Below are 14,495 nucleotides of genomic sequence, written 5' to 3' on the forward strand. Positions count from 1 at the left end.
GAGGCGCTGTTCCGTCCGGAGTGGACGGCCGTGACACTGCCGACGGTCGCCTCGCTCGGTGTGGTGGCGGTGCTCGGGGACGACGACCTCGGGCTTGCGGGCGCCGAGCGGTGTGATGATCTGAACAAGCTGGCCGAGCTGCTGCCGGACACGGTGGTGGTGCCGTTGCTGCCGGGGTCCGGTGGTGTGGACGTGGCGGCGGCCACCCATGTGGCCGTGCACCGTGCGCTGGAGTTGCTGCAGGGCTGGCTGGCGGAGGAGGCGTTCGCGGATTCGCGGTTGGTCGTGGTGACGCGTGGTGCGGTGGCCGCCGGTGACGGTGAGGACGTCCGTGACCTCGCCTCGGCGGCGGTGTCGGGTCTGGTGCGTTCGGCGCAGTCGGAGAATCCGGGCCGGATCGTGCTGGTGGACCTGGACGAGGAGACCGGTTCGCTGGGTGCCCTGTCGCGGGCGATCGACGCCGGGGAGCCGCAGCTCGCGCTGCGCGCCGGTGTGGCCCTCGCCCCGCGCTTGGCGCGCCTCCCACTCGCGGCGGAGGGGGCCCTGCCGTCGGTGGACCCGCAGGGCACGGTCCTGCTGACCGGTGCCACGGGTTCGCTGGGCGGCCTGGTGGCCCGGCACCTGGTGACCGAGTACGGCGCACGCCGTCTGCTGCTGGTCTCACGACGTGGCGCCGAGGCGCCCGGATCGGCCGAACTGGCTGCCAAGCTGGGTGAGTTGGGCGCCTCCGCCGGCTTCGCCGCCTGTGACGTGTCCGACCGTGACGCGCTGGCGGCCCTGCTCGGCTCGCTGGAGCACCCGTTGACCGCGGTGGTGCACACCGCCGGTGTGCTGGACGACGGTGTGATCTCGTCCCTCACCCCCGAGCGGATGGACGCCGTGCTGCGGCCGAAGGTGGACGCGGCCTGGCACCTGCACGAGCTGACGAAGGATCAGAACCTTTCCGCCTTCGTGCTGTTCTCCTCGGCTGCCGGGGTGTTCGGCGCGGCTGGCCAGGGCAACTACGCGGCGGCGAACGGCTTCCTGGACGCGCTCGCCCAGCACCGCCGGGCGGCCGGTCTGCCGGCGGCCTCGCTGGCCTGGGGCCTGTGGGCCGAGGACGGCGGCATGGCGGGTGAGTTGGGCTCGGCCGACGTCGAGCGCATGGCGCGCGGCGGTGTGCTGCCGCTCTCCTCGGCGGAGGGTCTGGCGCTGCTGGACGCCTCGGCGCTGTCCGGCGAGCCGGTCCTGGTGCCGGTCCGCCTTGACCTGGCCGGTCTGCGGACGCAGGCGGAGGCGGGCCTGCTGCCGCCGCTGCTGCGCGGCCTGGTCCGGGTGCCCAAGCGGCGCGCGGTCGAGGCGAGTGGCCCGACCCTGGCCGAGCGGCTCGCGGGCGTGCCCGAGGCCGAGCGCGACGCCGTCCTGCTGGAGCTGGTCTGCTCGGAGGTCGCGGCGGTCCTCGGCTACGCCGGGCCGGACGCGGTGGAGGCCGACCGGGCCTTCAAGGACCTGGGCTTCGACTCGCTGACCGCCGTCGAGCTGCGCAACCGCCTGGGTGCGGTCACCGGCCTGCGACTGCCGGCCACCCTGGTCTTCGACTACCCGACGCCCACGGCCCTGGTCGACCTGCTGCGGGCGCAGACCGTGCCCGACCCGGCCCAGGCGGTCGTGCCGCTGCTGGCCGAGCTGGACCGGCTGGAAGCCGCGCTGCTGGGCGCGGTGCCGGACGGCGAGGGCCACCTGCGGATCGCCGGCCGCCTGCAGGCACTGCTCGCCCGGTGGAACGACCAGCAGGTCACGGCCGAGGAGGAGGCCGTCGTCGCCGAGCAGCTCGACGAGGCCACCGATGACGACCTCTTCGACTTCATCGGCAAGGAATTCGGCATCTCCTGACCACCGTCCGATCTTTCTGCAACATCCCCGAGAGGTGACCTGACATGCCGGCTGAGATGGCGGCCGAGGAGAAGCTGCGGTACTTCCTGAAGCGGGTGACGGCGGATCTCCACGAGACGCGCCGCCGACTGAAGGAGTACGAGGACGGCGAACAGGAGCCGATCGCGATCGTCGGCATGGCCTGCCGGTTCCCGGGCGGGGTGGCCTCGCCCGAGGGCCTGTGGGACCTGGTGGCCGACGGGCGGGACGCGGTCTCCTTCTTCCCGGAGGACCGCGGCTGGGATGTCGAGAACCTGTACCACCCGGACCCGGACCACCCGGGCACGTCCTACTCCCGTGAGGGTGGCTTCCTGCACCGCGCGGGGGCGTTCGACCCGGCGTTCTTCGGCATCAGCCCGCGTGAGGCGATGTCGATGGACCCGCAGCACCGCTTGCTGCTGGAGGCCTCCTGGGAGGCGTTCGAGCGGGCGGGCATCGACCCGGCCATGCTCAAGGGCAGCCGGACGGGTGTCTTCGTCGGTGTGATGTACAACGAGTACGGCGTGCTGCTACAGCAGTCGGTCGAGGGCCTGGAGGGCCAGGTCGGCACCGGCACCTCGGCGAGCATCGCCTCGGGCCGGGTGTCCTACACGCTGGGCCTGGAGGGCCCGGCGGTGACGATCGACACCGCCTGCTCGTCGTCGCTGGTGGCGTTGCACCTGGCCTGCCAGTCGCTGCGGTCGGGTGAGTCGACGCTGGCGCTGGCCGGTGGTGTGACCGTGATGCTGACGCCGGGCACCTTCGTGGAGTTCAGTCGCCAGCGCGGGTTGGCGACCGACGGCCGGTGCAAGGCGTTCTCGGACGACGCGGACGGCACCGGCTGGGGCGAGGGCGTGGGCATGCTGCTGGTGGAGCGGCTCTCCGACGCGCGCCGCAACGGGCACCCGGTGCTGGCGATCGTGCGCGGCAGCGCGGTCAACCAGGACGGTGCCAGCAACGGTCTGACCGCCCCCAACGGCCCCTCGCAGCAGCGCGTGATCAAGCAGGCGCTCGCCGGAGCCGCCCTCACCAGTGACCAGGTCGACGTGGTCGAGGCGCACGGGACCGGTACCACCCTGGGTGACCCGATCGAGGCACAGGCGCTGCTGGCCACCTACGGCCAAGGACGCCCGGCGGGCCGGCCGCTCTGGCTCGGCTCGATCAAGTCGAACCTGGGGCACACCCAGGCCGCCGCCGGCGCCGCCGGGATCATGAAGATGGTCATGGCGATGCGGCACGGCGTGCTGCCGAAGACCCTGCACGTCACCGAGCCGTCCACGCACGTGGACTGGACCGAGGGCGCGGTGGAGCTGCTGACCGAGGCCCGTGAGTGGCCGCAGAGCGGCGAGCCGCGCCGCGCGGCGGTGTCGTCCTTCGGCTTCAGTGGCACCAACGCGCACATCATCCTGGAGCAGGCACCGGCGGAGGAGGCTCCGGAGGCCGGCGAGGAGCGGCCCGCGGTCGGCGGACGGACCCCGCTGGTGCCGTGGGTGCTGTCCGGCCGCACGGCGGACGCGCTACGCGGGCAGGCCGAGCGGCTGCTGAGCCACCTGGACGGCGGGGCGCAGGCGGACCCGGCGGATGTCGGCTTCTCGCTGGCCACGACCCGGGCGGCCTTCGAGCACCGGGCGGCCGTGGTCGGCGCCGGGCCCGACGAGCTGCGGCGTGGCCTGGAGGCGCTGGCTCGCGGCGAGTCGGCGGCCCGGGTGGCCACCGGACGGGTCGGTACGTCGGGCCGCACGGCCTACCTGTTCGCCGGTCAGGGCAGCCAGCGGGCCGGTATGGGTGCGGAGTTGTACGAGGCGTTCCCGGTGTTCGCCGAGGCGTTCGACGCGGTCTGCGCGGAGCTGGACGGGCACTTGGGCCGTCCGTTGAAGGATGTCGTCTTCGCCGGGGAGGGGATCGACGAGACGGCTTGCACGCAGCCGGCGTTGTTCGCGGTCGAGGTGGCGCTGTTCCGTCTGGTGGAGTCGTGGGGCGTGCGGGCGGACTTCCTGGCGGGGCATTCGATCGGTGAGATCGCTGCCGCGCATGTGGCGGGTGTGTTGTCGCTGGCGGACGCGGCGAAGCTGGTGGCGGCGCGTGGTCGGTTGATGCAGCAACTGCCCACTGATGGTGCGATGGTGGCGGTGCGGGCGGCCGAGGACGAGGTGCTGCCGCTGCTCGCGGGCCGGGAGGCCGAGTTGGGTCTCGCGGCGGTCAACGGTCCGTCCTCGGTGGTGCTTTCGGGCGCCGAGGCGGCCGTGCTGGAGGTCGCGGGCAAGCTGGCCAAGCAGGGGCGCAAGACGAAGCGGCTCACGGTGAGCCATGCGTTCCACTCGCCGTTGATGGAGCCGATGTTGGAGGAGTTCCGCACGGTCGTGGCGGGTCTGACCTTCCACGCGCCGCGGATCCCGATCGTCTCGACGCTGGACCAGGAGGCCGACCTCACCACCCCCGACTACTGGGTGCGCCACGTCCGCGAGGCCGTGCGCTTCCGCGACGCCGTCGCGACCCTGGAGGGCCGGGGTGTCCGCACCTTCCTGGAGCTCGGCCCGGACGGCACCCTGACCGCGCTCGGCCAGGAGTGCGTCACCGAGGACGCGGTGTTCGTACCGGTGCTGCGCCGCGACCGCGCCGAGGCGGAGAGCTTCACCACCGCCCTCGCTCAGCTGCACACCCGGGGCGCCAAGCTGGACTGGGAGGCGGTCTTCGCCGGCACCGATGCCCGGCGCGTCGACCTGCCCACCTACGCCTTCCAGCAGGAGTACTTCTGGCCCCGCCCGCTGACCGGCTGGGTCGGCGACGTCGCCTCCGCCGGTCTGGGCGCCGCCGACCACCCGCTGCTGGGCGCCTCGCTCGCGCTCGCCGATGCCGACGGCCACCTGTTCACCGGCCGGCTCGCGCTGGACAGCCACCCGTGGCTGGCCGACCACGCGGTGAGCGGCACCGTGCTGCTGCCCGGTACCGCCTTCGTGGAGCTGGCGATCCGCGCGGGTGACCAGGTGGGCTGCGGCCGTCTGGACGAGCTCTCGCTGGAGGCGCCGCTGTTCCTGCCCGCCAAGGGCGCGGTGCGGGTGCAGCTCTGGGTCGGTACCGCGGACGACTCCGGCCGTCGCACCGTCAACCTCTACTCCCAGCTCGAGGACGCGCTGGCCGTGGGGGCACCTTCCAGCCTCCAGGCCGGGGCAGAGCCGTGGACCCGGCACGCCACCGGTGTGCTCGCCCCCGGCGGCACCGTGGTGCCGGCCGCCGAGCTCGCCGCCTGGCCCCCGGCCGGTGCCGAGCCGGTCGAGGTCGAGGCGCTCTACGACGGCTTCGCGGCCGCCGGCTACGGCTACGGCCCGGTCTTCCAGGGCCTGCGCGCCGCCTGGAGGCACGGTGGGGAGCTCTTCGCCGAGGTCGAGCTGCCGGAGGAGAGCCGCACCGAGGCGGGTTTCTTCGGTCTGCACCCGGCGCTGCTGGACGCCTCGCTGCACGCCATCGGTCTCGGCGGCATCCTGGCGGACACCGGTCAGGCCCGGCTGCCGTTCGCCTGGTCGGGCGTCTCGCTGTACGCGGCCGGCGCGGTCGCCCTGCGGGTGCGGATCGCGCCGCAGGGCCCCGACACCGTGGCGCTGACGCTCGCCGACGGCACCGGCGCACCGGTGGCCTCGGTGGAGTCGCTGGTGCTGCGCCCGGTGGCGACGGAGCAGCTGGCGGCGAGCCGCACGGCCCACCACGACGCGCTGTTCCGGCTGGACTGGATGTCCCTGCCGCTGCCGGAGGTTCACCCGGCGCGCGCCGGCGTCGAGTCGTGGGCCCTGCTCGGCGCCGCCGACGGCCTCGGCCTGGACGGGGTCGCCGCGCACGCCGGCCTGGAGGCCCTGCTCGCGGCGGTCCACGACGGCGCCCCGGCGCCGCGGACCCTGGTCGCCGCCGTCGGTGCGCTCGGCGGGCCGGCCGAGTCCGAGGCCGGGGACGACATCGCCGCGACCACGCACCGGCGCGTCCACCAGGTGCTCGCCCTGGTCCAGCAGTGGCTGGCCGAGGAGGCACTCGCCGACAGCCGGCTGGTCGTGCTGACCCGCGGCGCGGTCGTGGCCGGCACCGGTGACGAGGTCACCGACCTGCCGTCCGCCGCGGTCTGGGGACTGGTGCGGTCCGCGCAGGCGGAGAACCCGGGCCGGATCGTGCTGGTGGACCTGGACGAGGAGACCGCCTCGCTGGGCGCCCTGGCGCGGGCCGTCGACACCGGGGAGCCGCAGCTCGCGCTGCGCGCCGGTGTCGCCCACGCGCCCGGGCTGGTGCGCGAGCCGGTCGCGGCCGAGGAGTCGCTGCCGGCCGTCGACCCGGAAGGCACGGTGCTGGTGACCGGTGCGACCGGTTCGCTGGGTGCCCTGGTGGCCCGGCACCTGGTGACCGCGTACGGTGCGCGCCGGCTGCTGCTGGTCTCCCGGCGCGGCGCGCAGGCGCCCGGTGCCGCCGAGCTGGCGGCCGAACTCGGCGAGCTGGGCGCCCAGGTGGCGCTCGCCGCCTGCGACGTCTCCGACCGTGCCGCGCTGGCGGCGCTGCTCGACTCGCTGGAGCACCCGTTGACCGCGGTGGTGCACACCGCGGGCGTGCTGGACGACGGCGTCATCTCCTCGCTCACCCCCGAGCGGATCGACACCGTGCTGCGCCCCAAGGTGGACGCCGCCTGGCACTTGCACGAACTGACGAAGGATCAGACCCTCTCCGCCTTCGTGCTGTTCTCCTCCGCGGCCGGCACCTTCGGCACCGCGGGGCAGGCCAACTACGCGGCCGCCAACGCCTTCCTGGACACGTTGGCCCGGCTGCGGCGCGCGGCCGGCCTGCCCGCCACCTCGTTGGGCTTCGGCCTGTGGGCCGAGGACGGCGGCATGGCGGGCGAGTTGGACAGTTCGAACGTGCGGCGGATGGCCCGTGGCGGGGTCGGCGCGCTGACCGCCGAGGAGGGCCTGGCCCTGCTGGACACGGCGCTGGCCACCGAACGGGCCGCGCTGGTGCCGATCCACCTGGACCTGGCCGGGCTGCGCGCCCAAGCCGAGGCGGGCCTGCTGCCCCCGCTGCTGCGCGGCCTGGTGCGGGTGCCGGTGCGCCGCGCGGCGCAGGCCGCGGCCGGGGCGGGCGCCTCGGAGCTGGCGCAGCGGCTCGCCGCCCTGCCGGAGGCCGACCGCGAGGCGGCGCTGCTGGAGCTGGTGCGTGCCGAGGCCGCCGGGGTGCTGGGCTATGCCGGCGCGCACGCGGTGGAGGGCGACCGGGCGTTCAAGGACCTCGGCATCGACTCGCTGACCGCCGTCGAGCTGCGCAACCGCCTGAACGTGGTCACCGGCCTGCGGCTGCCGGCCACCCTGGTGTTCGACTACCCGAACCCGGCCGCCCTGGCCGAGCTGCTGCGCGAGGAGCTGCTGGGCTCGCTGCCCGCCACCGTCGCCGCCGTCGCCGTGGCGGCGACGGACGACGATCCGATCGCGATCATCGGCATGGCCTGCCGCTACCCGGGCGGGGTGACCTCGCCCGAGGACCTGTGGCGCCTGGTGGTGGACGGGGTGGACGGGGTCTCCGGCTTCCCCACCGACCGTGACTGGCCGCTGGAGGCGCTTTACCACAGCGACCCGGAGCAGCCCGGCACCTCCTACACCCGGGAGGGCGGCTTCCTGCACGACGCCGCCGGGTTCGACCCGGCCTTCTTCGGGATCTCGCCGCGCGAGGCGGTCTCGGTCGACCCGCAGCACCGGCTGCTGCTGGAGACCTCCTGGGAGGCGTTCGAGCGGGCCGGCATCGACCCGGCCACCCTCAGGGGCAGCCGCACCGGCGTCTTCGCCGGTGTGATGTACGGCGACTACGGTCCACTGCTGATGACCTCGGCGGACGCCCTGGAGGGCTACGTCGGCACCGGCAGCTCCAGCAGCGTGGCCTCCGGCCGCGTCTCGTACACCTTCGGGCTGGAGGGCCCGGCGGTGACCATCGACACCGCCTGCTCCTCCTCGCTGGTCGCGCTGCACCTGGCCGCCCAGGCCCTGCGGTCCGGTGAGTGCTCGCTGGCGCTGGCCGGCGGTTCGGTGGTGATGGCCTCGCCGGCGCCGTTCGTCGAGTTCAGCCGCCAGCGCGGGCTGGCCGCCGACGGCCGGTGCAAGGCGTTCTCCGCCGACGCGGACGGGACCAGCTGGGCCGAGGGCGTGGGCATGCTGCTGGTGGAGCGGCTCTCCGACGCGCGCCGCAACGGTCACCCGGTGCTGGCGATCGTGCGCGGCAGCGCGGTCAACCAGGACGGCGCGAGCAACGGTCTGACGGCTCCCAACGGCCCGGCCCAGCAGCGGGTGATCAAGCAGGCGCTGGCGAACGCCGGGCTGTCGGCCGCTCAGGTCGACGTGGTCGAGGCGCACGGCACCGGGACGCCGCTGGGCGACCCGATCGAGGCACAGGCCCTGCTGGCCACCTACGGGCGGGAGCACAGCGCCGAGCGGCCGCTCTGGCTGGGCTCGATCAAGTCGAACCTGGGCCACACCCAGGCGGCGGCGGGTGCGGCCGGGATCATGAAGATGGTGATGGCGATGCGGCACGGTGTGCTGCCGCGCACCCTGCACGTCAGCGAGCCGACCCCGCACGTGGACTGGGAGGCGGGCGCGGTCGAGCTGCTGACCGAGCAGCGGGAGTGGCCGCGGACCGACGAGCCGCGCCGGGCGGGCGTGTCGTCGTTCGGGTTCAGCGGGACCAACGCGCACGTGATCATCGAGCAGGCGCCCGAGCCCGTGGCGCCGGCCGCTCCCGCCGCCCCCGTCGCCTCCGGGGCGGTGGTGCCGTGGGTGTTGTCGGCCCGCTCGGAGCCGGCCCTGCGGGACCAGGCCGAGCGACTGTTGGCCTGGCTGGACGCCGAGCCCGCGGTGGACACGGCCGACGTCGCCTACTCGCTGGTGACCTCCCGGGCCGCCTTCGAGCAGCGGGCGGCGGTGATCGGTGCCGACCGCGAGGAGCTGCTCGGCGCGCTGCGGGCGCTTGCCCGCGCCGAGGTGTCGGCACCCCGGGTGGTGGCCGGGCAGGCCGGTTCGGCTGGTCGCACCGCGTTCCTCTTCGCCGGCCAGGGCGGTCAACGGGCCGGGATGGGCGCCGAGCTGTACGCGGCGTTCCCGGTGTTCGCGGCGGCCTTCGACGCCGTGTGCGCGGAGCTGGACCGGCACCTGGACCGGCCGCTGAAGGAGATCGTCTTCACCGGCGAGCGGATCGACGAGACCGGTTACACCCAGCCCGCGCTCTTCGCCCTCCAGGTGGCGCTCTTCCGCCTGGTCGAGTCGTGGGGCGTGAAGCCGGACTTCCTGTCCGGCCACTCGGTCGGCGAGCTGGCCGCCGCGCACGCCGCGGGCGTGCTGTCGCTGGCGGACGCGGCGACCCTGGTCGCGGCCCGCTGCCGGTTGATGCAGGCACTGCCGGCCGGTGGCGCGATGGTGGCGGTGCAGGCGGCCGAGGACGAGGTGCTGCCGCTGCTGGCCGGTCACGGGGACGAGGTGGGCATCGCCGCGGTCAACGGCCCGCTGGCCGTGGTGCTCTCCGGCGTCGAGCAGGCGGTGCTGGAGGTGGCCGAGAAGCTGGCCGCCGAGGGCCGCAGGACCAAGCGGCTGACCGTCAGTCACGCGTTCCACTCGCCGCTGATGGACCCGATGCTGGCCGAGTTCGGGGCCCTCGCGGAGACCCTGGAGTACCACGCCCCGCGGATCCCGATCGTCTCCACCCTCGACCAGTCCGCGGACCCGACCGCGCCCGAGTACTGGGTGCGCAACGTGCGCGAGGCCGTGCGTTTCGGCGAGGCGGTCGCGACCTTGGAGAACGAGGGCGTGCGGACCTTCCTGGAGCTCGGCCCGGACGGCACCCTCAGCGCCCTCGGCCAGGACTGCGTGACCGGGGAGGCGCACTTCGCGCCGGTGCTGCGGCGCGACCGCGCGGAGGCGGAGACGTTCACCGGCGCCCTCGCCCGCCTGTACGTGCGCGGCGTCAAGCTCGACTGGTCGGCCGGCCTCGCCGGCGCTCGGCGCGTCGACCTGCCCACCTACGCCTTCCAGCGCGAGCGCTACTGGCCCAAGCCGTTCGCCGGGACGTTCGGGGACGTGTCCTCGGCCGGCCTGGGCGCGGCGGACCACCCGCTGCTCGGTGCCTGCCTGACCCTGGCGGACGCCGACGGCCACCTCTTCACCGGTCGGCTCGCCCTGGACACCCACCCGTGGCTGGCCGACCACGCCGTGATGGGCGCGGTCCTGCTGCCCGGCACGGCCTTCGTGGAGCTGGCGATCCGGGCCGGCGACCAGGCCGGCTGCGACCGGCTGGAGGAGCTGACCCTGGAGGCGCCGCTGGTGCTGCCCGAGCGCGGCGGGGTGCTGGTGCAGGTGACCGTGGGCGCGCCGGACGCCTCCGGGCGCTGCCGGTTCAGCCTGCACTCGCGGCTCGAGGACGCTCCGCTCGACCTGTCGTGGACCCGGCACGCCACCGGCGAACTGGTCGCGGGTTCGCCCGCTCCGGAGTTCGCGCTGGCCGAGTGGCCGCCGGCCGGTGCCGAGCCCGTCCCGGTGGAGGGCCTCTACGACGGCTTCGCCACGCTCGGCTTCGCCTACGGTCCGGCCTTCCGGGGCGTGCGGGCCGTCTGGCGGCGCGCTGACGAGCTCTTCGCCGAGCTGGCGCTGCCCGAGGACCACCGGGCGCAGGCCGCGGCCTTCGGGCTGCACCCGGCCCTGCTCGACTCCGCGCTGCACACCCTGGCCCTCGGCGGGATCCTCGCGGACACCGGTGGCGGGCGCCTGCCGTTCGCCTGGAGCGGGGTGCGCCTGCACGCCACCGGCGCGTCCGAACTGCGGGCGCGGATCCGGCCGGTGGGTGAGGACGCGGTGGCGCTGGAACTGGCCGACGCCGCCGGCGCGGCGGTGGCGGCCGTCGACTCGCTCGCGCTGCGCCCGGTCTCGCCCGAGCAACTCGGCGCCGCCGGTGGCGGCGTGGGCGACGCGCTGTTCGGCCGGGAGTGGGTCACCGTGCCGGCGTCCGCCGAGCCCGTCGCCGGCGGCCCGGACTGGGCGCTGCTCGGCCCGGACCACGGGGACCACGGCGGCGGAGCCGGCGCGGTCGTCCACGCCGACCCGGCCGCGCTGGCGGCGGCGGTCGCCGCGGGCGCGCCGATGCCGCGGATCGTCCTGGCCCGCTGCCCGCGGCTCGCCGACCAGGGCCTGGACGTCGCGCGGGCGGCGCACCAGGCGGCGCACCGGGTGCTGGAGCTGGTCCAGCACTGGCTCGCGCAGGAGTGTACGGCCGACGCGCGGCTGGTGCTGGTCACCCGCGGCGCCGTGGCCGCCCGACCGGGGGAGGAGGTGGCCGACCTCCCGTCGGCCGCCGTCTGGGGCCTGGTCCGCTCCGCGCAGACCGAGAACCCCGACCGGTTCGTCCTGATCGACCTGGACGAGCACGAGGACTCCGCCCGGGTGCTGCCCGCCGCACTCGCCCTCGACGAGCCCCAACTCGCCGTCCGGGCCGGGCGGATCCTGGCTCCCCGGCTGACCCGGGTGGCCCTCCCCGCCCAGCCGGCCGAGCCCGGCCGGGCCGCCTGGAACCCTTCCGGCACGGTGCTGCTCACCGGCGCCAGCGGCTCGCTGGGCCGCCTGCTGGCCGGCCACCTGGTCGCCGAACACGGCGTGCGGCACCTGCTGCTGGTCTCCCGGCGCGGTGAAACCGCCGACGGTGCGGCCGAGTTGAAGCACCAGCTGGCCGAACTCGGCGCCGAGGTGCGGTTCGCGGCGTGCGACGCGGCCGACCGGACGGCGATGGCCGAGCTGCTCGCCGCGGTGCCGGCCGAGCACCCGCTGACCGCCGTGGTGCACGCGGCCGGCCTGCTCGACGACGGAGCCGTGGTCTCGCTCACCCCCGAGCGAGTGGACCGGGTGCTGCGTCCCAAGGTCGACGCGGCCTGGCTGTTGCACGAACTGACTGTGGATCAGAAGCTGGACGCCTTCGTGCTGTTCTCCTCGGTGGCCGGTGTCCTGGGCGGTCCCGGTCAGGCCAACTACGCCGCTGCCAACGCCTTCCTGGACGCGCTCGCCGAGCACCGGAGGGCCCACGGCCTGCCGGCGACCTCGCTGGCCTGGGGCCTGTGGGCCGAGAGCAGCGGCATGACCGGCGACCTGGCCGAGGCGGACCGGCAGCGGATGGCTCGTGGCGGTGTGGCGCCGCTCTCCACCGCGGAGGGCCTGGCGCTGTTCGACGCCGCCGGCGCGCTGGACGAGACCCTGCTGGTGCCGGTCAAGCTCAACCTGGCCGGCCTGCGCGCCCACGCCGCCGCGACCGGGCAGCTGCCGGCGCTGCTGCGCGGCCTGCTGCGGGTGCCGGTGCGCCGGGCGGCGGCCGGCGAGCAGGAGTCGGCCGGCGCGCTGGCCGAGCGGCTCGCCGGCCGGACCGAGCAGGAACGGGAGGCCGTCCTGCTCGACCTGGTGCGCGCCCACGCCGCCGCCGCGCTCGGGCACCCGAGCCCGGAGGCGGTGGACACCGAACGCGGCTTCCTGGAGCTCGGCTTCGACTCGCTGACCTCGGTGGAGCTGCGCAACCGGCTGGCCCTGGCGACCGGTCTGCGGCTGCCGGCCACGCTGCTCTTCGACCACCCCACCCCGCGGCGGCTGGCCGTCCGGCTGCGCGAGCAGCTGGCGTCGGCGGACGCTCCCGCCGTGCTGGGAGCGGTTCCGGAGAGTCGGCCGGTCGGCACCATCGGGGCGATGCTGCGCACGGCCGCCGAGAGCGGGCGCAGCCAGGAGTTCATGGCCCTGCTCTTCGCCGCCTCGCGCTTCCGGCCGGTCTTCGCGGCGGAGTCGGTGACCGAGCTGCTACCGGAGCCGCTGCACCTGGCGGAGGGGCCCGAGCAGCCCGTCCTGGTCTGCCTGCCCTCGCTGTTGGCGATCTCCGGCCCGCACCAGTACGCCCGGATCGCGGCGGCCTTCCGCGGCCGGCGCAGCGTCCTGGCGATGCCGCTGCCGGGCTTCCTGGAGGGTGAGTCGCTGCCCGAGACGGCTCAGGCGATGCTCGAACTGGGCGCGCGGGCGGTCCTGCGGGCCACCGCGGGAGCCCCGTTCGTCCTGCTCGGCCACTCGACCGGCGGCCTGCTGGCCCAGGCGGTCGCGGGCCGGCTGGAAGAGCTGGGCGCCCGCCCGGAGGGGGTCGTCCTGGTGGACACCTACGCCTTCGCCGACGGTGGCGAGGCGGGCGCCGACACCGGCGAGGCGGGCGGCCTGGACGCCGCGGCGGCGGTGCTGCCCGCGCTGACCGGCGCGATGCTCGCCCGCGAGGGCGGATACGTCCCGATGGACGACACCAGGCTCACCGCGATGGGCGGCTACCTGCGGCTGTTCGCCGGCTGGCGGCCTGCCGCGATCACCGCGCCGACCCTGCTGCTCAAGGCCGCCGAGGCGCTCACCGCCCCGGACACCACGGGCGCCGGCGAGGTGCCGGCGGGCGCGGCGGGGGCGTCCTGGCCGCTGCCGCACACCGCGGTGGACGGCCCGGGCGACCACTTCACCGTGATGGAGGAGCACGCCGCCACCACGGCCGAGCTGATCGACCAGTGGCTGCGCTCGGTGGGCTGACGCCTCGCGCCACCAACGGCGCCGGGCGGGCGACCCCCGCCCGGCGCGACCGCCGACGCTCCGGCCCAGCCCCCGACGGGCCGGGGCGGCCGCCACTCCCACAGACCACTCAGCACGACGAGAGAAGGACGAGACAAATCCGATGACCATCACCAGCGCCGAGTACGACCTGTGGATCCGCCGCTTCCACCCGGCCCCGGACGCCAAGGTCCGCCTGCTCTGCCTCCCGCACGCGGGCGGTTCGGCCAGCTTCTACTTCCCGGTCTCGGCCGCGCTGGCCCCGGAGATCGAGGTGCTCGCGGTGCAGTACCCGGGCCGTCAGGACCGCCGCTCCGAGCCGAGCATCGGCACCGTCGCCGAGCTGGCGGACCAGGTGTACCGGGCGCTCGGCGAGCTGGACGACAAGCCGTTGGCCCTGTTCGGCCACAGCATGGGCGCGGTCCTGGGCTTCGAGCTGGCCCGTCGGCTGGAGGCCGACGGGCGTCCCGCGGCGGTCCTCTTCGCCTCCGGGCGGCGCGGCCCGGGCACCCACCGCGCCGAGTTCGTGCACCAGCGCGACGACGACGGCCTGGTGGCTGAGCTCAAGTCGCTCAGTGGAACCAACACCGCGCTGCTGGGTGACGAGGAGATCCTGCGGATGATCCTGCCGGCGATCCGCAACGACTACCGGGCGATCGAGACCTACCAGCGCCCGGCGGGCGGCCCGCTGAGCAGCCCGGTCGTGGTGCTGATCGGCGACGACGACCCCAAGTCCACCGTCGAGGAGGCCAAGGCGTGGGCGGAGGAGACCACCGGCGGGTTCACGCTGCGGGTCTTCCCCGGCGGCCACTTCTACCTGGCCACCCAGCAGCAGGCGGTGCTGGGCGAGATCACCGACCGGCTGCGGGCCCTGGCCGGCTGAGCGGCGCGGCGCGTGCCGTGCGGGGGGGGGCGTACGGCACGCGGCGGGGGGGGGGGGGGGGGGGGGGGGGGGGGGGGGCGGGGGGGGGGGGGGGGGGGGAGGAAGAGGGGGGGTGGGGGGGGGAG

3 protein-coding genes are annotated in these 14,495 nt (G+C 75.4%); all 3 read left to right on the forward strand.

Features of this window, described 5'->3' with window-relative positions:
• Positions 1-1,872, forward strand: a 1,872-nt coding sequence (locus tag ACZ38L_RS30775) for an SDR family NAD(P)-dependent oxidoreductase (protein ID WP_465699410.1), incomplete at its 5' end; no start/stop codon positions are given.
• Positions 1,873-1,916: 44 nt separating this feature from the next.
• A complete protein-coding gene (locus ACZ38L_RS30780) occupies positions 1,917-13,469 on the forward strand; it encodes a type I polyketide synthase (protein ID WP_465699412.1) in 11,553 nt (3,850 codons plus the stop codon).
• Between the two features lie 142 nt (positions 13,470-13,611).
• Positions 13,612-14,370 carry a thioesterase II family protein gene (locus ACZ38L_RS30785; RefSeq protein WP_465699415.1) on the forward strand — a complete coding sequence of 253 codons (759 nt, stop codon included), beginning with the start codon at positions 13,612-13,614 and terminating at the stop codon, positions 14,368-14,370.
• The last annotated feature ends 125 nt before the right edge of the window (positions 14,371-14,495 follow it).

The organism is Kitasatospora sp. NPDC024654 (assembly GCF_055559155.1).

What these genes read in the sequence shown, in the direction of transcription:
- ACZ38L_RS30780 (WP_465699412.1), top strand. Translation starts at nt 1,917, where the DNA reads ATGCCGGCTGAGATGGCGGCCGAGGAGAAGCTGCGGTACTTCCTGAAG.
- ACZ38L_RS30785 (WP_465699415.1), top strand. Translation starts at nt 13,612, where the DNA reads ATGACCATCACCAGCGCCGAGTACGACCTGTGGATCCGCCGCTTCCAC.